The 20,139-nt window shown below is 69.1% G+C and carries 16 protein-coding genes; 7 read left to right on the top strand and 9 right to left on the bottom strand.

Annotation, left to right across the window (positions count from 1 at the left end):
- The first annotated feature begins 291 nt into the window (after positions 1–291).
- From ACE3UA_RS15780 to ACE3UA_RS15810, 7 genes are all read left to right on the top strand, one after another.
- Positions 292–2,271, top strand: coding sequence for a potassium transporter Kup (locus tag ACE3UA_RS15780; protein ID WP_374646803.1), 1,980 nt, complete (start codon positions 292–294; stop codon positions 2,269–2,271).
- A gap of 158 nt (positions 2,272–2,429) precedes the next feature.
- On the top strand, positions 2,430–3,326 hold the full coding sequence (gene rpoH, locus ACE3UA_RS15785) for an RNA polymerase sigma factor RpoH (protein ID WP_374646805.1): 897 nt from the start codon (positions 2,430–2,432) through the stop codon (positions 3,324–3,326).
- Between the two features lie 126 nt (positions 3,327–3,452).
- Complete coding sequence (locus ACE3UA_RS15790) at positions 3,453–4,145, top strand: phosphatidylserine decarboxylase (RefSeq protein WP_374646807.1); 693 nt, start codon at positions 3,453–3,455, stop codon at positions 4,143–4,145.
- A 2-nt stretch (positions 4,146–4,147) separates the two neighbouring features.
- Positions 4,148–4,894, top strand: a complete 747-nt coding sequence (gene pssA, locus ACE3UA_RS15795; RefSeq protein ID WP_374646809.1) for a CDP-diacylglycerol--serine O-phosphatidyltransferase — start codon at positions 4,148–4,150, stop codon at positions 4,892–4,894.
- Positions 4,895–4,983: 89 nt separating this feature from the next.
- Positions 4,984–5,601, top strand: a complete 618-nt coding sequence (locus ACE3UA_RS15800) for a class I SAM-dependent methyltransferase (protein ID WP_374646811.1) — start codon at positions 4,984–4,986, stop codon at positions 5,599–5,601.
- Positions 5,602–5,645: 44 nt separating this feature from the next.
- The gene (locus tag ACE3UA_RS15805) at positions 5,646–6,629 is read left to right on the top strand and encodes a Gfo/Idh/MocA family protein (RefSeq protein ID WP_374646813.1); all 984 of its coding nucleotides are present in this window, start codon (positions 5,646–5,648) and stop codon (positions 6,627–6,629) included.
- 92 nt (positions 6,630–6,721) lie between these two features.
- Positions 6,722–7,156: a host attachment protein gene (locus ACE3UA_RS15810; protein ID WP_374646815.1), complete on the top strand. Its 435-nt coding sequence runs from the start codon at positions 6,722–6,724 to the stop codon at positions 7,154–7,156.
- Between the two features lie 15 nt (positions 7,157–7,171).
- Here ACE3UA_RS15810 and ACE3UA_RS15815 read toward each other — a convergent pair whose 3' ends face one another.
- The 9 genes from ACE3UA_RS15815 to glyA form a co-directional block, all read right to left on the bottom strand.
- Positions 7,172–8,998 carry a M3 family oligoendopeptidase gene (locus tag ACE3UA_RS15815; protein WP_374646817.1) on the bottom strand — a complete coding sequence of 609 codons (1,827 nt, stop codon included), beginning with the start codon at positions 8,996–8,998 and terminating at the stop codon, positions 7,172–7,174.
- 159 nt (positions 8,999–9,157) lie between these two features.
- Positions 9,158–10,750: an ATP-dependent DNA ligase gene (locus ACE3UA_RS15820; protein ID WP_374646819.1), complete on the bottom strand. Its 1,593-nt coding sequence runs from the start codon at positions 10,748–10,750 to the stop codon at positions 9,158–9,160.
- Positions 10,747–11,757: a ligase-associated DNA damage response exonuclease gene (locus ACE3UA_RS15825; RefSeq protein ID WP_374646821.1), complete on the bottom strand. Its 1,011-nt coding sequence runs from the start codon at positions 11,755–11,757 to the stop codon at positions 10,747–10,749. Before ACE3UA_RS15825 ends, ACE3UA_RS15820 begins: the two co-directional genes overlap by 4 nt.
- A 302-nt stretch (positions 11,758–12,059) precedes the next feature.
- Positions 12,060–14,906, bottom strand: coding sequence for an aminomethyl-transferring glycine dehydrogenase (gcvP, locus tag ACE3UA_RS15830; RefSeq protein ID WP_374646823.1), 2,847 nt, complete (start codon positions 14,904–14,906; stop codon positions 12,060–12,062).
- Positions 14,907–14,916: 10 nt separating this feature from the next.
- Positions 14,917–15,279: a glycine cleavage system protein GcvH gene (gcvH, locus tag ACE3UA_RS15835; protein WP_374646825.1), complete on the bottom strand. Its 363-nt coding sequence runs from the start codon at positions 15,277–15,279 to the stop codon at positions 14,917–14,919.
- An 11-nt stretch (positions 15,280–15,290) separates the two neighbouring features.
- Positions 15,291–16,430 carry a glycine cleavage system aminomethyltransferase GcvT gene (gcvT, locus tag ACE3UA_RS15840; protein WP_374646827.1) on the bottom strand — a complete coding sequence of 380 codons (1,140 nt, stop codon included), beginning with the start codon at positions 16,428–16,430 and terminating at the stop codon, positions 15,291–15,293.
- A complete protein-coding gene (gene lipA / locus ACE3UA_RS15845; RefSeq protein WP_374646829.1) occupies positions 16,423–17,382 on the bottom strand; it encodes a lipoyl synthase in 960 nt (319 codons plus the stop codon). Before lipA ends, gcvT begins: the two co-directional genes overlap by 8 nt.
- Before the next feature lie 11 nt (positions 17,383–17,393).
- Positions 17,394–18,779, bottom strand: coding sequence for a dihydrolipoyl dehydrogenase (lpdA, locus tag ACE3UA_RS15850; RefSeq protein WP_374646831.1), 1,386 nt, complete (start codon positions 18,777–18,779; stop codon positions 17,394–17,396).
- The gene (gene glyA / locus ACE3UA_RS15855; RefSeq protein ID WP_374646833.1) at positions 18,772–20,043 is read right to left on the bottom strand and encodes a serine hydroxymethyltransferase; all 1,272 of its coding nucleotides are present in this window, start codon (positions 20,041–20,043) and stop codon (positions 18,772–18,774) included. Before glyA ends, lpdA begins: the two co-directional genes overlap by 8 nt.
- Between the last annotated feature and the right edge of the window lie 96 nt (positions 20,044–20,139).

Genomic DNA, 20,139 nt, shown 5'->3' on the forward strand with positions numbered 1-20,139 from the left:
CAGCGCTCGGATCAGATCCCATTCGAAGTCCGAAAGATCAAAACGCGCCATCACCACCTCCATCGAGGCGAGTGAATCACGCTTCAGAACCCGCGGAAATCCCGTTTATGAGTTCACAGCCTAGACCGATGCCTGACGCCGACCCACGAGTCGGTACCGGCATCGGAGCCAAGCGCACCCCTCCTGCCAGGGGGGACCCGGACCGAACCCGCAGGACCTGCGGCGCATCGTCTTCCGGATGAGCCGACCCAACCCCACATCCGCATCAGGACCAGCACCCGAGGGTGAGCCATGATACACGACCCGATTCCGCGGGACGTCCAGCCTGCCTTGCCGCTGCTTGACGACGAGGCGCTGGACATCGCCGATTACCTGAAGTCCGAGCAGGAGGCCGCTTCGGACATCCACGACGATGCGACGCACCGGCAGGGCCTGGCCGCGCTGAGCCTTGGCGCGATCGGCGTGGTCTATGGCGACATCGGCACCTCGCCGATCTATGCCTTTCGCGAGGCCCTGCGCGCCACCGGCGCGGCGGTTCCGGGCCAGGCCGAGGTGCTGGGCATCCTGTCCCTGCTGATCTGGACGCTGATCCTGGTGGTCACGGTCAAATATGTCTTCTTCCTTCTGCGCGCTGACAACCGGGGCGAGGGCGGGATCCTGGCGCTGTACACGCTGGTGCGGCTGGCGACGGGGCGGCGCTCGGTTCCGGTCCTCTTGCTGGCGCTGGGCGGGGCCGCGCTTTTCGCCGGGGATGCGGCGATCACGCCGGCGATCTCGGTCCTGTCGGCGGTGGAGGGGATGGAACTCGTCCTGCCGGCGCTGGAACCTTGGGTGCTGGGAGTGACCATGGGGATCCTGGTCGCGCTCTTTGCCGTCCAGCGCACCGGGACGGCGCGGGTGGCGCTGTTCTTCGGCCCGGCCTGTGTGCTGTGGTCCCTGACCCTGGCGGGGCTGGGCCTGTGGCATCTGGGCGAGACGCCCGCGGTGCTGCGCGCCTTCAGCCCGGTCTGGGGCGTGGATTTCCTGCTGGACCATCCCGGCGTCGCCTTCGTCGTCCTGGGCGCGATCTTCCTGGCCGTGACCGGGGGCGAGGCGCTTTACGCCGATCTGGGCCATTTCGGGCGGCGGCCGATCATGCTGGCCTGGTTCGCCCTGGTCCTGCCGGCGCTGGTGCTGAACTACCTTGGCCAGGGGGCGATGGTGCTGGCCCATCCCGAACGGGCGGAGGAGAGCTTTTTCGGCCTTGCCCCCGAGGCCGGGCTGCCGGTCCTGGTGATGCTTGCCACCGCCGCCACGGTGATCGCCAGCCAGGCGGTGATCTCGGGCGCCTTCTCGATGGCGCGGGGCGCGGTGCAGCTGGGCTTCCTGCCGCGCCTGCGGATCCGGCACACCGCCGAGGGGCAGAGCGGGCAGATCTACATCGGCGCGGTGAACTGGCTTCTGCTCTGGGGTGTGCTGTGGCTGGTTCTGGCCTTCGGCTCGTCCAGCGCGCTGGCCTCGGCCTATGGGATCGCGGTGACCGGGACCATGGTGCTGACCACGATCCTCGGCGCGCTTTACCTGGTGCGGACCGGGCGGCTGCGCGCGCCGATCGCCGCCCTGGCCGTCCTGCCGATCCTGTCGGTCGAGGCGGTGTTCCTGGCCTCGAACCTGGCCAAGATCGGCGATGGCGGCTATGTGCCGGTGCTGATCGCGGTCGTCGTCGGCTTCCTGATGTGGTGCTGGTGGCGCGGCACCCAGGCCATGCGGGCGCGGGTGGCGAAGCTGGCGATCCCGGTCGATTCCTTCGTGCGGATGATGCGCAATTCCAGCGTCAACGTGATCCCCGGCACCGCCTTCTTCCTCACCGGCGATCCGCAGGTCGTGCCCTCGGCGCTTCTGCACAACCTCAAGCACAACCGCGTCCTGCACGAGCAGACCGTCTTCCTGACCGTCGAGACCCTGCGCGTGCCCTATGCCACCGCCGACGAGCGCGCCTCGGTCGAGATGCTGGGCGGCTGCTTCCTGCGGCTGACGCTGCGCTTCGGCTTCATGGAGACGCCGAATGTCAGCCGCGCCATGGCCCATGCCCGGCGGGCGGGGCTGAAGTTCGATGTCATGGCCTCGACCTTCTTCCTGGGCCGCAGGCGGGCGGTGGCGACGGGCAAGGGCCTGGAGCTGGCGCTGGACCGGGTCTTCGTCGCGCTGTCGCGCATGGCGGCGGACCCGACCGAGTTCTATCACCTTCCCCGCGGCCGCGTGGTCGAACTGGGCGAGAGGGTGGCGATCTGACAATCGCGTGACCCGGCCGTCACAGGGCTGCAACCCGCTGGAAGGGAGCCTAAACTGGCCTTGCGCGTTGGGAAGAAGCCCCTTGCAAGGAATGGATGGTTACTTTAGGTTATCACCATTCCCGGGGGCGCTGACGCACCGGGCGAACAGGGGGCGAAATGAGCACCTATCAGAACCTACCCGCACCGAGCCCGGAACAGGGCTTGAACCGCTATCTCCAGGAGATCCGCAAGTTTCCGCTGCTGGAGCCGGAAGAGGAATACATGCTGGCCAAACGTTGGGTCGACCACCAGGACGCGGGCGCCGCGCACCAGCTGGTCACCAGCCACCTGCGGCTGGCGGCGAAGATCGCCATGGGCTACCGCGGCTATGGCCTGCCGCAGGCCGAGGTGATCAGCGAGGCGAACGTCGGCCTGATGCAGGCGGTGAAACGCTTCGATCCCGAAAAGGGCTTTCGTCTGGCGACCTATGCGATGTGGTGGATCCGCGCCTCGATCCAGGAATACATCCTGCGGTCCTGGAGCCTGGTGAAACTGGGCACCACCAGCGCGCAGAAGAAGTTGTTCTTCAACCTGCGCAAGGCCAAGGCCAAGGTCGGCGCGCTGGAGGAGGGCGACCTTCGCCCCGAGAACGTGGCCCGGATCGCCAAGGACCTGTCCGTCAGCGAGGAGGAGGTCATCGCGATGAACCGCCGCCTCTCGGGCTCGGACGCGTCGCTGAACGCGACCGTGGGCTCGGATGGCGACAGTTCGGCGCAGTGGCAGGACTGGCTGGAGGACGAGGACAGCGACCAGGCCGGGGCCTATGAGGCCAAGGACGAGCTGGACACCCGCCGCGCCCTTCTGGCCGAGGCGCTTTCGGTGCTGAACGACCGCGAGAAGGACGTGCTGACCCAGCGCCGCCTGTCCGAGGACCCGGTCACGCTCGAGGACCTGTCGGCCAACTACGGCGTCAGCCGCGAGCGGATCCGGCAGATCGAGGTCCGCGCCTTCGAGAAGCTGCAGGCGAAGATGCGCGAGCTGGCGAAGGGCAAGGGGATGGTGGTTCCCGCCTGAGCCGGTTTCCCGGAATAAGACGGACCGGAGCCGCCGAAGGCTCCGGTCCGCAGTATTTTCAAACTCGGGCTTGCGCCCGGCGGGTTTTCGTTGATCCCGGACCCTGCCGGGTTTAGGGAAGCGCCCATGCGCATGATCGACACCTTTCTCAAGCCGATGCACCCCGAGGGGTGGAAATTCGTCCCCGTCTTCGCGGCCGTCACGCTGGTCCTGTTCTGGATCTGGGACCCGCTGGGCTGGCTGGGCCTGGGCCTTACCGTCTGGTGCTACTATTTCTTCCGCGATCCGCGCCGCGCGGTGCCCGAGAACGCGGGCCTTCTGGTCAGCCCGGCCGACGGGGTGGTCAGCCTGATCGAACGCGCGGTGCCCCCGGCCGAGCTGGGCCTTGGCCCGCAGGCGCTGGTCCGCGTCTCGGTCTTCATGTCGGTCTTCAACTGCCATGTGAACCGCGCGCCCATCGCGGGCCAGGTGACGGCCGTCGCCTACCGGCCGGGCAAGTTCTTCAACGCCTCGCTTGACAAGGCGTCCGAGGAGAACGAGCGCAATGCGCTGGCGATCGAGATGGCGGATGGCCGCAAGATCGCCGTGGTGCAGATCGCGGGCCTCGTCGCGCGCCGGATCATGTGCTGGAAAAAGCCCGGCGACGGGGTCCGCACCGGCGAACGCTTCGGCCTGATCCGCTTCGGCAGCCGGCTTGACGTCTACCTGCCCGAGGGCGTGGCGCCGCAGGTCGCGCTGGGCCAGACCATGGTCGCGGGCGAGACGGTGATCGCGCTGATCGGCCAGGACGTCCCGGCCCGCGCCGCCCGGATCGAGTGACGATGCCGCGCAGCCCCACCGACCCCCCGCGCGAGCTTTTGCTGCTGAAGCTGCTGCCGAATCTGGTCTCGATCCTGGCGCTGTGCTCGGGGCTGACCGCGATCCGCTTCGCGATCGCCGGGAACTTCGGCCTGGCGATCCTGCTGATCGGCACGGCGGCGGCGCTGGACGGGCTGGACGGGCGGCTGGCGCGGATGCTGAAGTCGGAAAGCGCGATCGGGGCGGAACTCGACTCGCTGTGCGATTTCGTGAACTTCGGCGTCACCCCGGCGCTGGTGCTGTATCTCTGGGGCCTTCGGGCCGAGACGAGCCTTGGGTGGATCGCGGTCCTGGTCTATGCGGTCTGCTGCATGTTGCGGCTGGCGCGGTTCAACGTCGGCTCGCGGGTCGAGGGCGAGCCGGCCGAGAAGACCGTCTTCATCGGCGTGCCCTCGCCGGCCGGGGCGATGCTGGCGCTGGTGCCGATGTATCTGGCGCTGGCGCTGGATCACGCGGTGGTCCTGCCGCCGCAACTGGTGGCGCTTTGGATGGTGGCGATCGGGGCGCTGATGATCAGCCGGGTCCGCACGCCCTCGCTGAAGCGGATCAAGGTTTCGACCGACCATGCCCGCTATGTGCTGGTGGGCCTTGTGATCGTGGTCGCGGCACTGCTGACCTATCCCTGGGTGACGCTGCTGACGCTTTCTCTGGCCTATCTCGGCGCGATCCTCTGGCTGTTCCTGCGCAACCTCCAGCGCCCGGCGGCATAAGGCCTGCCGCCCGGCGCCATCGCCTCTTTGCCTTGCATCCCCCGGTGGAATGCGCACTCTGTGGTAGAAATCCAAAGGGAATCATGTGCATGCAAGCAGAGGCCATCCGTCGCAGCTATCGCCGCTGGGCCCCGATCTATGACCTGACCTTTGGTCGGATCACCCAGGGCGGCCGCATCCTGGCCGCGCGGCATGTGAATGCGCTTGGCGGATCCGTGCTCGAGGTCGGGATCGGCACCGGGCTGGCGCTGGAATTCTACCAGCCGCATGTCAGCGTGACCGGCATCGACCTGTCCGACGACATGCTGCGCGAGGCGCGGGCCAAGGTGGCGAAGCGCGGCCTGCGCAATGTCGCCGGCCTGCACCAGATGGACGCGACGCAGGTGGCGCTGCCCGATGCCAGCTTCGACCATGTGGCGGCCATGCACATCATGTCGGTGGTCCCCGACCCCGAGGCCGTGCTGGCCGAGATGGTGCGCCTTTGCCGGCCCGGCGGCTCGGTCCTGATCGCCAATCATTTCGCCGACCATGCGGGGGGCTGGTCGCTGGCCGAACGGCTGGCCGCGCCGCTGGCGAACCTTCTGGGCTGGCATTCGGATTTTGCGATCGGGCGGGTGCTGGGCCATCCCAGGCTGCAGCTGGTGGAACAGTTGCAGATTCGCCCGCTGGGCCTGATGACCTATCTGCGCTTCCGGCGGCTTGAATAACGTCCCGGCTCTGGTCAGACTGGCCAGGACCCTGGAGGAGAGCGATGAAACCTGTCAGATGGGGCGTCCTTGGCGCCGCCCGCTTCGCGCGCGAGCATATGGCACCCGCGATCCATGCCGCCGAGGGGGCGGAACTCGCGGCGCTGGCGACCTCGGACCCGGCCAAGGCCGAGGGATTCCGGGCCTTCTGTCCCGGCCTTGCGCTGCATGACAGCTATGAGGCGCTGCTGGCCGATCCGACCATCGACGCGGTCTATATCCCGCTGCCGAACCATCTGCATGTGGACTGGACGCTGAAGGCGCTGGCGGCGGGCAAGCATGTGCTGTGCGAAAAGCCCATCGCCCTGGCCGCGTCCGAGATCGACCGGATCATCGCCGCCCGCGACCGTTCCGGCCTTCTGGCGGCCGAAGCCTACATGATCGTCCACCACCCGCAATGGCAGCGGGCGCGGGAATGGCTCCAGTCCGGCGAGATCGGCGAACTGGTCCATGCCGACGTGGCCTTCAGCTTCAACCTGACCGACGGCGGCAACATCCGCAACAAGCCGGAAACCGGCGGCGGTGCGTTGCGCGACATCGGGGTCTATACCTTCGGCTGCGCCCGCTTCGTGACCGGGGCGGAACCCGCGGAGGTCTCGGCCCGGATCCGGCGCGAGAACGGGGTGGATGTCTTTGCCCAGGTGGCCGCGATCATGGAAGGGCCGGGCGGGCGCTTCACCTATGGTTCGATGACTTCGATGCGGATGTACAACCGGCAGGTGGCGACCTTCCAGGGCACCAGGGGCATGATCCGGCTGGAGGGCGGCTGTTTCAATGCCAATGTCAATGACCTGGCCGAGGTGGAAATGCACCGGAACGGCAATAGCGTCACGGTGGAACGCTTTCCCGGCGTGAACCAGTACCGGCTGCAGGTCGAGGCTTTCGGCCGCTCGGTCCGCGAAGGCGCGGCCTGGCCCTGTCCGCTGGAATTCGTGCGGGGAACGCAGGCAATGATGGACCGGGTCTACGAGGTGGCGGTCGAGATCTGAGGCTTGACCTGCATCAGGGCCAGAGGCGGAGTGTCTGTGGCTGAATCATCGGGCTGGCGCCGGGCCAGCCGCAGCGGACAAAGGAGACGGCGATGAAACCGACGCAAACCCTTTACCTTCTGGCCGCCGACCGCGACTTTCGCCTCTTGCGGGGCGCGCGGTCCGAACTGGCCGAGATCGCGCATCGCAAGGCCGACGACTATCCCGACGTGCATGGCCGCGACGCCCCGCCCCCCAGCCGTGGCCAGTCCGGCGGCATTTCCTTCAACACCACCGAGCCCGGCGCGCATGAGGCCGAGGAGCGCCGCCGCTTTGCCTGCTATGCGCTGGAGGCGCTGGAGAAGGAATGGGCCAAGGGCAAGGCCGACCGGATCGTCATCGCCGCCGGCCCCAGGATGCTGGGAGAGTTGCGCGGCCAGATCCCGAAGGCGCTGGCCGCGCATGTCGCCGCCGAGATGCCCAAGGACCTGATCCGGGTCGCGGTCCACGACCTGCCCGCGCATTTCGAGGACCTGCCCGGGGCCTGACGGCCCCGGCGCGGATCAGCCCTCCATCGCCTCCAGCTCGTCGATGAAGCCCGCGATCATCGACAGGCCCTTGTCCCAGAACTTCGGATCGCTCGCGTCCAGGCCGAAGGGCGCGAGCAACTCCTTGTGGTGCATCGAGCCGCCCGCCCTGAGCATGGCGAAGTATTTCTCCTGGAAGTCCGGAAGCCCGCCCGCATAGGCCGCGTAAAGCGCGTTCACCAGCCCGTCACCGAAGGCATAGGCGTAGACGTAGAAGGGCGAATGGACGAAATGCGGGATATAGGCCCAGAAGGTCTCGTAGCCGTCCATGAACTCGAAGGCATCGCCCAGCGACTGGGCCTGGACCGACATCCAGAGCGCGTCGATATCCTCGGGGGTAAGCTCCCCTTCCGCCCGCGCCGCGTGCAGCTTGCATTCGAAGTCGTAGAAGGCGATCTGGCGGACGACGGTGTTGATCATGTCCTCGACCTTGCCGGCCAGCAGGGTCTTCCTCTCGGCCGGGGTCCTGGCGCCGTCCAGCAGCTTGCGGAAGGTCAGCATCTCGCCGAAGACGGAGGCCGTCTCGGCCAGGGTCAGGGGGGTCGAGGCCAGAAGCTCGCCCTGGCCGGCGGCCAGCACCTGGTGGACGCCATGGCCCAGCTCATGCGCCAGCGTCATCACGTCGCGCGGCTTGCCGAGGTAGTTCAGCATGACATAGGGGTGGACCGTGGTCACCGTCGGATGGGCAAAGGCGCCGGGGGCCTTGCCCGGCTTCACGCCGGCGTCGATCCAGCCCTTGTCGAAGAAGGGCGCGGCGAGATCTGCCATCCGGGGATCGAAGGCGGCATAGGCCTCGGTCACCGTCCTGCGCGCGGTGGCCCAGTCCACGGTCTTCGGCACCTCGATCGGCAGAGGGGCGTTGCGGTCCCAGACCTGGAGCTTGTCCAGCCCCATCCATTTCGCCTTCAGCCGGTAGTAGCGGTGCGACAGCTTGGGATAGGCCGCGACCACGGCGTTGCGCAGCGCCTCGACCACCTCGGGCTCGACATGGTTCGACAGGTGGCGGCCGTGCTGCGGTGTCGGCATCTTGCGCCAGCGGTCGTGGATTTCCTTTTCCTTTGCCAGCGTGTTGTGGATCCGGGCGAAGAGCTTGACGTTCCTGCGGAAGACCTCGGCCAGGGCATGCGCCGCCGCCTCGCGCCGGGGGCGGGCGGGGTCGGTCAGCAGGTTTAGCGTGGCTTCGAGGTTCAGTTCCTCCGGCTCGCCCTCGACCTGGAACATCAGGCCCGCCATCGTCTCGTCGAAGAGCTTGTTCCAGGCGGAGGCCCCCACCACGCTTTCGTCGTGCAGGAATTTCTCCAGCTCGTCCGAAAGCTGGTGCGGCCGCATCGCGCGCATCCGGTCGAAGACCGGCTTGTAGCGCGCGAGCCCGGCATCGGCGGCCAGAAGGCGGGCGAGGTGGTCGTCGTCCAGCCGGTTGAACTCCAGGCTGAAGAAGACCAGCGGCGTCGTGGCGTTCGTCACCCGGTCCTGCGCATTGCCCATGAACTGGGCGCGCTCGGGGTCGATGGTGTTCTGGTAGTAGCGCAGGCCGGCATAGGACATCAGCCGCCCGGCGATCACGTCGATCCGTTCGTATTCCCGGACGCAGGCCAGAAGCGCGGCCGCATCCAGGCGGGCGAGCTTGCCCTCGTAGCTTGCCGCGAAAGCCGCGCAGGCGCGCTCCAGTTCGGCCATGTCGGCGGCGAATTCCGGCGCGTCGGGGGCGGGATAGAGATCGGTCAGGTCCCAGTCGGGCAGGTCGCCGAACCCGCCGCCGGTGGCATTCGCGTCGAAAACGGGCTGGGGCAGGGGCAGGGTCATGGGCTTCTCCGAATGAGGTCAGGGTTCATCTAGGGGGCAGGGGGCGGGATGTGCAAGGGCAGGGCGCGGCTTTCGCGGTCCCCTCCTCGTTCGACTTCGTCTCCTCGTCGGATGCCCCCCCGCGAGGAGCGGCGAAGTCATCGACGAGCGGCGCCGGGGTCATCCCGCCGCCTTCAGCAGCGCCCGCAGGCTGTCCAGCGTGTCGATCTCCTCCACGCCCTTGTCGCGGCGCCAGCGCAGCATCCGGGGAAAGCGCAGCGCGATGCCGCTCTTGTGGCGGGGGCTTTCCTGGATGCCCTCGAAGCCGATCTCGAAGACCAGTTCGGCCGGCACCTTCCGGACCGGACCGAAGCGTTCCAGCGTATGGCGCTGCACCCAGCGGGTGATCTCGGCGAATTCGGCATCGGTCAGGCCGCTGTAGGCCTTGGCGAAGGGCACCAGTTCCTTGCCGTCGCGGACGGCGAAGGTGAAGTCGGTGAAGAGGTTCGCCCGCCGCCCGTGCCCGGCCTGGGCATAGAGCATCACCGCGTCCACGCTCCAGGGGTCGAGCTTCCATTTCCACCAGTCGCCCCGCTTGCGCCCGGTGAAATAGGCCGATGCCGCGCGCTTCAGCATCACCCCCTCCGCCCCGCCGGCCCGGGCGGTGGCGCGGATTTCGGCCAGCGACGGCCAGTCCGGGAAGGCCAGCAGGGGCGAGGCGGCAAGCGGCAGTCCGGCGGGCAGGGCGGCCAGGATATCGAGCAACCGCGCCCTTCGGTGCGACAGGGGGCGGTCGCGGATGTCCTCGCTTCCGTCCTCGAGCAGGTCATAGGCCAGGATTCGCGCCGGCGCCTCGGCCAGCAGGGTCTTCGGCACGGTCTTGCGCCCGATCCGCCGTTGCAGCGCGGCGAAGGGCAGGGGGCGGTTCGCGGCGCGGTCCCAGGCCAGCACCTCGCCGTCGATCACCACTCCCGGCGGCAGGAAGTCGGCCAGCGGCGCCAGGTCGGGGAAGCGGTCGGTGATCAGCTCCTCGCCGCGCGACCAGAGGGCGAAGGCCCCCGGCCGCGCGATGAGCTGGCCGCGGATGCCGTCCCATTTCCATTCCGCCAGCCAGTCGCCGGGCGCACCCAGCGCCTCGGGCCCGTCCTCCAGCTGGCTGGCGAGCGCGAACGGATAAGGCCGCGCATCGCCGCCCGCGTCGCCGGCGACCAGGGCGGCAAAGGTGATCCGCGCCGGGTCCCAGTCGCCCATCAGCCGGTGGGCCAGCGTCGCCTCCTCCACCGCCGTCGCCTGCGAGAGCGCCCGGGTCAGCAGGCCCTGCGCGACGCCCATGCGGAAGCCGCCGGTCAGCAGCTTGTTGTAGAGGAAGCGTTCCGTCGCCGGAAGCTGCGCCCAGGCCGCCAGCACCGCCTGCTTGCGCTGCTCGGCAGGCTGGCCGGTCAGCCGGACCAGGCCGCGGATCGCCTGATCCAGGCCCAGCTCCCCGGTCGTCGCGGGCGGCGGCAGGAGAAGCGCGATGGTCTCGGCCAGGTCGCCCGCCACGCTGTAGCTTTCCTCGAAGAGCCAGTCCGGCACCCCCGCCACCTCGGCCGCCCAGAGCCGCAGTTCGGTGGCGTTCACGGCCCGCCTCGGGCGGCGGCCGCTCAGGAGGGCGATGGTCCAGACCCGGTCGGCCTCGGGGGCCTGCCGGAAATAATCGGCGAGCGCGGCGGTCTTGGCCCCGGTCCGGGTGGTGCCGTCCAGCGCGGCGAAGAGGGCGGCGAAGCGTTTCATTCGGCGAGCGGCTCCTCGGCCTCTTCCTCGTCGCCGAAGCGGGTCTCGACGATGCCGGCATCCAGGCCCTGCGTCTCCAGCCAGCGGCGGAAGGGGGCGGTGTAGCCATGGGTGACGAAGACGCGGCCGGCCCCGGTGGCGCGGACCGCGTCGTTCAGACCCGGCCAGTCGGCGTGGTCGGAGAGGACGAAGCCGGTCCCCAGCGCGCGGCGGCGGCGGATGCCGCGCACGGCCATCCAACCCGAGACGAAGGCCTCCTCCACCGGGCCGAGGCGGGCCGACCAGGCCGAGCCGAGGGCCGAGGGCGGCGCGATCGCCAGCGCGCCGGGGTGGGTCCTGCCCGTGACCTCGGGCGTCACGCGGATCGTGGGGGGCAGGGGATAGCCCTGATCGCGGAGGACCTGTGTCATCTCCTCGACCGCGCCGTGGGTGAGGATCGGGCCCCTGCCGCCAAGACCGGCCAGCAGGCGCTGGGCCTTGCCGAAACTGTAGGCGCCGAGGATGGAGGTCTTGCCGGCCGCCGCGTTGCCGGCCCACCAGGCGGCGATCCGGTCGATGACGCGGGGCTGCGGCTCCCAGCGGAAGATCGGCAGGCCGAAGGTGCATTCGGTGATGAAGGCGTGGCAGGGCACGGGCTCGAAGGGCTCGGCCAGACCGTCGGCCTCGGTCTTGTAGTCGCCGGAGACGGTCCAGACCTCGCCGCCCACCTCGACGCGGATCTGGGCCGAGCCGGGGACATGGCCGGCCGGGTGGAACGAGACGCTGGCCCCCCCGATCCGCCGCGCCTCGCCATATGCGATGCCCTCGGCCGTGATCGGACCCAGGCGGCGGATGATCACCGGCAGGGCCTGATGGGTGGCGAGGTAGGCCGCCATGCCGGGGCGGGCATGGTCGGAATGCCCGTGCGTCACCAGGGCGCGGGGGACGGGGCGCCAGGGGTCGATGTGGAAGTCCCCGGCGGGGCAGTAGATGCCGCGGTCGGTGAAGGTGAGGACGGGGCTGGCCATGGAGGAAGGATAGCACGGGCGGGCCCGCGGGAAAGAGTCCGCCCGCGCGGGCTGGCGATCCCGGGTCCCATGATTTCAATGGTTTGGAGCTGGGCTGGGGATCAGGATCCATCCAGAAGGCCGATCGGCTTTCCTGGCCTGATGCACCCTTCGTTCCGCAGCCGGACCGTTCTGGCCTGGAAAGGGTCGCACAGGTCGCCTCGGGTCCTGGCCTTCGTGCGGGTGGCCAAGCAGGTCGGGCTGCAGGCGTCGTGACGGAAAGGGGCGGCCGCGCGGCCGCCCCCGTCATTGTCCGGGATCGCTCACTCGGCCGCGTCGGCGTAGCTTTCCAGCGGCGGGCAGGAGCAGATCAGGTGCCGGTCGCCATAGACGTTGTCCACGCGGTTGACCGGCGACCAGTACTTGTCCACCCGGAAGGCGCCGGGCGGGAAGCAGGCGGCCTCGCGGCTGTAGGGCCGGTTCCAGTCGCCGACGAGGTCCTCCACCGTATGCGGCGCGCGCTTCAGCGGGTTGTCCTCGGCGTCGAGCTTGCCTTCGGCGACGGCCTCCACCTCGGCCGCGATGCCCAGCATGGCGGTGATGAAGCGGTCAAGCTCGGCCTTGGGTTCGCTTTCCGTCGGCTCGACCATCAGCGTTCCGGCGACCGGCCAGCTCATCGTGGGGGCGTGGAAGCCGCAGTCGACAAGGCGCTTGGCGATGTCGTCCACGGTGATCCCCGCTCGATCCTTCATCCCGCGGGTGTCGAGGATGCATTCATGCGCCACCCGGCCATCCGCAGAGTAGAGGATCGGATAGGCCGCCTTCAGGCGGTTGGCGATGTAGTTGGCGTTCAGGATCGCCACCTTGGTCGCCTGGGTCAGCCCCTCGCCGCCCATCAGCAGGCAATAGGCCCATGAAATCAACAGGATCGAGGCCGAGCCATAGGGCGCCGAGGACACCGCCCCGCCGTCCGCGACCAGCGGGTTGCCGGGCAGGTACGGGGCGAGGTGGGCCTTGACGCCGATCGGGCCCATGCCGGGGCCGCCGCCGCCATGCGGGATGGCGAAGGTCTTGTGCAGGTTCAGGTGGCTGACGTCCGAGCCGATGTCGCCGGGGCGCGAGAGGCCCACCATGGCGTTCATGTTGGCGCCGTCCAGATAGACCTGGCCGCCGTGCCGGTGGGTGATCTCGCAGATCTCGCGCGCGGTGGTCTCGAAGACGCCATGCGTTGACGGGTAGGTGATCATGCAGGCGGCGAGATTGGCCGAATGCTGTTCGGCCTTGGCGCGGAAGTCGTCCATGTCGATGTCGCCGTTCTCGGCGACGCGCACGACCACCACCTTCATGCCCACCATCTGCGCCGAAGCCGGGTTGGTGCCATGCGCCGAGGTCGGGATCAGGCAGACGTCGCGCTGGCCCTGGCCACGGGCGCGGTGCCAGGCCTGGATGGTCAGAAGCCCGGCATATTCGCCCTGCGCGCCCGAGTTCGGCTGCATCGAGAAGGCGTCATAGCCGGTCACGAGGCAGAGCTTCGCTTCCAGATCGCGCAGCATCTCGGCATAGCCTTTGGTCTGCGCGTCGGGGGCGAAGGGGTGGACGTCGGCGAATTCCGGCCAGCTCAGCGCCATCATCTCGGCGGTGGCGTTCAGCTTCATGGTGCAGGAGCCGAGCGGGATCATCGCCCGGTCCAGCGCCAGGTCGCGGTCGGCGAGGCGGCGCATGTAGCGGGTCATCTCGGCCTCGGCCCGGTTCATGTGGAAAACCGGATGGGTCAGGTAGTCCGAGCTGCGCACCAGCCCCTCGGGCAGGCGGTAGTCATGCGTCAGGTCGTCGTCGCGCCGCTCGATCCCGAAGGCGCGCCAGATCGCCTCGGTATGGGCGCGGGTGGCGCGTTCGTCGAAGCTGATGCCGATCCTGGTGGCGCCGACGCGGCGCAGGTTGATGCCCTCGGCCTCGGCCGATTTCAGGATCGCGCCCTGCACGGCGCCCACGTCGACGGTGATCGTGTCGAAGAACGCCGCAGGTTCCACCCTGAAGCCCTGCGCTTCCAGCCCCTTGGCCAGGCGCACCGTCTTGCGGTGGATGCGTTCGGCGATGCCCCGCAGCCCGTCGGGGCCGTGGAAGACGGCATACATGCTGGCCATCACCGCCAGAAGCGCCTGCGCGGTGCAGACGTTGGAGGTGGCCTTCTCGCGGCGGATATGCTGCTCGCGGGTCTGCAAGCTCAGCCGGTAGGCGCGGTTGCCGCGGGCGTCGATCGAGACGCCGACGATCCGGCCCGGCATGTTGCGCTTCAGCGCGTCCTTGACGGCCATGTAGGCGGCGTGCGGGCCGCCATAGCCCATCGGCACGCCGAACCGCTGGGTCGAGCCGATGGCGATATCCGCCCCCATCTCGCCCGGGGCCTTCAGCACGCAGAGCGCCAGCGGGTCGGCGGCGACGCAGGTCAGCGCGCCGGCGGCGTGCAGGCCGGCGATCACGGCGGTGAAGTCATGCACATGGCCGTAGGTGCCGGGATACTGGAAGAGCGCACCGAAGACGGCGGACGGGTCCAGGTCGGTGAAGGGATTGCCCAGGACGACGGACCAGCCCAGGGCCTCGGCCCGGGTCCTGACCACGGCGATGGTCTGCGGGTGGCAGTCCTGGTCGACGAAGAAGGCGGTGGCCTTCGATTTCGCCGACCGCTGGCAGAGCGCCACGGCCTCGGCCGCGGCGGTGCCCTCGTCAAGGAGCGAGGCATTGGCCACGTCCAGCGCGGTCAGGTCGGCGATCATGGTCTGGTAGTTCAGCAGCGCCTCGAGGCGGCCCTGGCTGATCTCGGGCTGGTAGGGGGTATAGGCGGTATACCAGGCCGGGTTCTCGAAGATGTTGCGCTGGATCGGCGGCGGGGTGACGGTGCCGTGATAGCCCTGGCCGATGAACGAGGTCATCACCTTGTTCTTGTCGGCCACGCCGCGCAGTTTCGCCAGCACCGCCTGTTCCGACAGCGCCTTGCCCCAGGTCAGCGGGGTCGTCAGGCGGATGTCGTCGGGGACGATCTCATTGATCAGCGCATCCAGGCTGGCCGCGCCGACCGCCTTCAGCATCTCGGTCATCTCGGCGGGCGAGGGGCCGATGTGACGCCGGTTGGCAAAGTCGTAGGGCGCGTAGACGGTTTCCTTGTAGCTCATCGCTGCCCCCTCAGCCCACCAGCGCCAGATAGGCGGCTTCGTCCATCAGCGCCTCGGCCTCGGCCGGGTTCGCGAGCTTGAGCTTGTAGAACCAGCCCGCGCCCTGCGGATCGGCATTGACGACGGCAGGGTCGCTCACGATCGCCTCGTTGACCTCCAGCACCTCGCCGTCCAGCGGGCAATAGACATCCGAGGCGGCCTTCACGGATTCGACCGTCGCCGCCGAATCGTTCCTGGCCAGAGTCGCGCCGACCTGGGGCAGGTCGACGAAGACGAGATCGCCCAGCTGCTCGACGGCGTGGTTGGTGATGCCGACGGTGGCGATGCCATCCGCAATGCTCAGCCATTCGTGGTCTTCGGTATATTTCAGCATGGATCCGGTCCTCAGCGCTTGTAACGGGGGGTGATGAAGGGAAGGTCGGCGACGGTGACGGGCAGCCGCTTGCCGCGGAGTTCGGCGAAAAGCCGGGTGCCGGACCGGGCGAGCGTGGCGGCGACATAGCCCATGGCGACCGGCGTCTCGGTGGTGGGGCCGAAGCCGCCCGAGGTGATCGTGCCGACCGGCGCGGTCGAGGTCTCGTCGGCGAAGAGCGCCGTTCCGCCACGGATCGGGGCGCGGCCCTCGGGCGCGATGCCGACGCGGCGGCGGGGCGCGCCCCGGTCGAACTCGGCCAGGATCACATCGGCGCCGGGGAAGCCGCCGGCGCGGGCGCCGCCGCTGCGGCGCACCTTCTGCACCGCCCATTCCAGCGCGGCGGCAACCGGGGTGGTCGTGGTGTCAATGTCGTTGCCGTAGAGGCAAAGCCCGGCTTCCAGCCGCAGGCTGTCGCGCGCGCCAAGGCCGATGGGCTGCACATCCGGGTTTTCCAGGAGCTTGCGGACGAGGGCCACGGCGGTTTCCGCCGGAACCGAGACCTCATAGCCGTCCTCGCCCGAATAGCCCGAGCGCGAGACGATGCAGTCGGCGCCCAGGATCCTGACGCCGCGGACGTCCATGAAGGCCATGGCGGCGACCTCGGGGGCCAGCGCGGAGAGGGCGGCCTCGGCCTCGGGGCCCTGCAGGGCGACCAGCGCGCGGTCGGTCAGTTCGACCACATCGCAGAGATCGGAGAGATGCGCGCGCATATGCGCCACGTCCTGTTCCTTGCAGGATGCGTTGACCACGACGTAGAGGTGATCGCCCCGATTGGCGACCATCAGGTCATCCAGGATCCCGCCCTGCGCATCGGTGAAGAGCGCATAACGCTGGCGGCCCGGCTTCACGCCGAGGATGTCGACCGGCACCAGACGCTCCAGCGCCAGGGCCGCGTCCTCGACCTTGCCGGACTTCGGGCGCAGGAGAACCTGGCCCATGTGGCTGACGTCGAAAAGCCCGGCCTTGGCGCGGGTGTGCAGGTGTTCCTTCATCACGCCGGGGGCGAACTGGACCGGCATCTCGTAGCCGGCGAAGCCCACCATCTTGCCGCCAAGCTCGATGTTCAGCGCGGTCAGCGGGGTGGTCTTGAGGCTTAGGGTGTCAAGCATTCGGGGTCTCCATGGCGGGGGTCTGGGCGCGGCGGGCGGCTTGCAGGCGGGCAAAGTCGGCGCCGGCGTGGAAGGAGGAGCGGGTCATCGGCGTGGCCGAGACCGTGAGGAAGCCCTTGGAGCGGGCCATGTCGGCGATGCGGCGGAATTCCTCGGGCGGGACGAAACGGTCGACCTTGTGGTGCTGCGGGGTCGGTTGCAGATACTGGCCGACGGTGATGAAATCGACGCCCGCCACGCGCATGTCGTCCATCACCTGCCGCAATTCCTCGAAGGTCTCGCCGAGGCCGACCATCAGGCCGGACTTGGTGAAGCTTTGCGGATTGCGGCGCTTGGCGTCGTCCAGCAGCCGCAGCGACTGGTAATAGCGCGCGCCGGGCCGGACCGAAGGATAGAGGCGCGGCACACATTCGAGGTTGTGGTTGAAGACGTCCGGCGCGGCATCGACGACCTCGGTCCAGGCCGTGCCCTTGTGCAGGAAGTCGGGGACCAGCACCTCGATCGTGGTCCTGGGGTTCTGGTGGCGCAGGGCGCGGATAGTCCGGGCGAAATGCCCGGCACCGCCGTCGTCCAGATCGTCGCGGTCAACAGAGGTGATGACGACATGGTTCAGGCCCAGCTTCGCCACCGCCTGCGCCACGCGGCCGGGCTCGAATGCGTCCAGCGCGTCGGGCTTGCCGGTGGCGACGTTGCAGAACGAGCAGCCGCGGGTGCAGGTCTCGCCCATGATCATCATGGTGGCGTGGCGGTTCGACCAGCATTCGCCCCGGTTCGGGCAGGCGGCCTCTTCGCAGACGGTCGACAGCGCATTGGCCTTCAGGATGCGGCGGGTCTCGCCGTATTCCGCGCTTTCGGCGCGCGAGACGCGGATCCAGCCGGGCTTGCGCGCGGTCTCCTGCGCGGGGCGGTGCGCCTTTTCGGGATGGCGCAGGCGTTCGGGAAGGTCCTTCATCCGTGCCTCCTTCAGGCGTGCAGCGGTTTGCCAAGCGCGGCGAGGCAGGCTTCCTTGACCGCCTCGGCCATGCCGGGATGGGCGTGCGAGGAGCCGGCGACCTGCGCCAGCGTGGCGCCCGTGGACATGGCGAGGACGAGGGGCTGGATCAGCTCGCCCGCGTTGCGGCCGATGATATGCGCGCCGAGGATGCGGCCGGTGTCCGGGCAGCCCAGCACCTTGACCAGACCGTCGGTCGCGGCCATCGCCCGGGCGCGGCCATTGGCGATGAACTGGAACTTGCCGGTGACATGGGCGCGGCCCGCGTCCTTCAGCGCCTCTTCGGTGGCGCCGAGGCTGGCGATCTCGGGCGCGGTGTAGACCACGCCCGGCACCTGCGAATAGTCCGGCGCGGGATGGGCGTGGCCGGCCAGAGCCTCGACCGCAGCGATGCCGTCTTCCTCGGCCTTGTGGGCCAGCATCGGGCCGGGAACCACGTCGCCGATGGCAAGGATGCCCGGCACATTGGTGCGGAACTGCCCGTCCACCGCGATGAAGCCGCGCGGGTCCACCGCGACGCCAAGCGCCTCCAGCCCGAGGCCGGAGGTGCGGGGGCGGCGGCCGATGGCGATCAGCATGGCGTCGGCCGCAAGGGTTTCCGTTGCGCCAGTGTCGCGGCGTTCCAGCGTGACCACGGCCCTAGCGCCCTCGCGCATCACCGAGGCCTTGCGGCCCAGCTGGAAGGCCAGCCCCTGCCGCTGCAACAGGCGTTGCGCGGTCCTGGCGATCTCGGCGTCGGCACCGGGCAGGATGCGGTCGAGGTATTCGACGACCGTCACCTTCGCGCCCAGCCGCGACCAGACCTGGCCCAGCTCCAGCCCGATCACGCCCGCGCCGATGACCACCAGATGCCCCGGCACCTGCGGCAAGGTCAGCGCGCCGGTCGAGGTCAGGATCACCTCTTCGTCGACGATGGCGCCGGGCAGGCCGGCCGGGTCGGAGCCGGTGGCGATCAGGATCGTCTTCGCGGCGAGGGTCTCGTCGCCGACCTGCACCCGGCCGGGGGCGGGGATCGTGCCGCGGCCGTTCAGCCATTCGACGCCGTTCTTCTTGAACAGATGGGCGATGCCCTTGGTCAGGTCGGCCACCACCCTGTCCTTGCGCGCCATCATTGCGGCAAGGTCGAAGCTGGCCTCGCCCGGCGAGATGCCATGCGTGGCCAGAGGCCTGAGGTCCGCCCAGTGTTCGGACGAGGAAAGGAGCGCCTTGGACGGGATGCAACCCACGTTCAGGCAGGTGCCGCCCAGGGTGGCGCGTTCCTCGACGCAGGCGACGCTCAGCCCCAGCTGCGCGGCGCGGATCGCGGCGACATAGCCGCCGGGGCCGGCGCCGATGACGACAAGATCGAACTCACGCATGATCGGCCCCGTAGATCGGGAAGCGACGGCAGAGCGTCAGCACCTGCTCGCGGACACGGGCCTCGACGGCGGCGTCACCCTCGGGCGACTGGCGCAGCGCGTCCAGCACGTCGCCGATCAGTCCGCCGATCTGGCGGAACTCGGCGACGCCGAAGCCGCGACTGCACCCGGCGGCGGTGCCCAGGCGGATGCCCGAGGTGACGGTGGGCTTTTCCGGATCGTTCGGCACGCCGTTCTTGTTGCAGGTGATGCCCGCCCGCTCCAGCGCCTCGGCGGCGGCATTGCCCTTGACGCCGAGGGGGCGCAGGTCGACGAGCATCAGGTGGTTGTCGGTCCCGCCCGAGACGATCGCCGCCCCGCGCGCCACCAGCACCTCGGCCAGGGCGGCGGAACAGGCGACGACCCCGGCGATATAGTCCTTGAACGAGGGTTGCAGCGCCTCCTGGAAGGCCACGGCCTTGGCGGCGATGACATGCATCAGCGGGCCGCCCTGCAGGCCGGGAAAGACGGCCGCGTTGATCTTCTTGGCGAGGTCCGCGTCATTGGTCAGGATGAAGCCGCCGCGCGGGCCGCGCAGGGTCTTGTGGGTGGTCGAGGTCACGACATGGGCGTGCGGCATCGGGCTGGGGTGGTGTCCGGTGGCGACCAGCCCGGCGATATGGGCCATGTCGACCAGAAGCCAGGCCCCCACCTTGTCGGCGATGGCGCGGAAGCGGGCGAAGTCGATCACGCGGGAATAGGCCGAAGCGCCGGCGATGATCAGCTTCGGCTTCTCGGCCAGGGCCAGTTCCTCGACCCGGTCATAGTCGATGCGGCCGTCCGCCCCGAGGCCATAGGCCAGGGCCCGGAACCACTTGCCCGACAATGCGGGCTTTGCCCCATGGGTCAGGTGGCCGCCGGCATCGAGGCTCATGCCCAGGATGGTGTCGCCGGGTTGCAGGAGCGCGAGCTTCACCGCGCCGTTGGCCTGCGCACCGGAATGGGGCTGCACATTGGCGTATTCCGCGCCGAAGAGCTGCTTCAGCCGGTCGATCGCCAGATCTTCGACCACGTCGACATGGGCGCAGCCGCCGTAATAGCGCCGTCCGGGGTAGCCTTCGGCGTATTTGTTGGTCAGGACCGAGCCCTGCGCCTGCATCACGCGCGGGCTGGCGTGGTTTTCCGAGGCGATCAGTTCGATCTGGTCTTCCTGGCGGTGGCGTTCGGCCTCGAGCGCGGTCCAGAGCGCGGGGTCGAAGGCGGCGATATCCTGGGCGTTGAACATGCGCGGCTCCTGCTGGGAGGGGGGAGGGGGCCGGCACCGCGGCGCGCGCGGTGCCGGGCGGGGTCAGACGCTGGCCGCGTCGTCCTCGGCCAGGTC

This window comes from Tabrizicola sp., from assembly GCF_041919135.1.
GTDB lineage: Bacteria > Pseudomonadota > Alphaproteobacteria > Rhodobacterales > Rhodobacteraceae > Tabrizicola.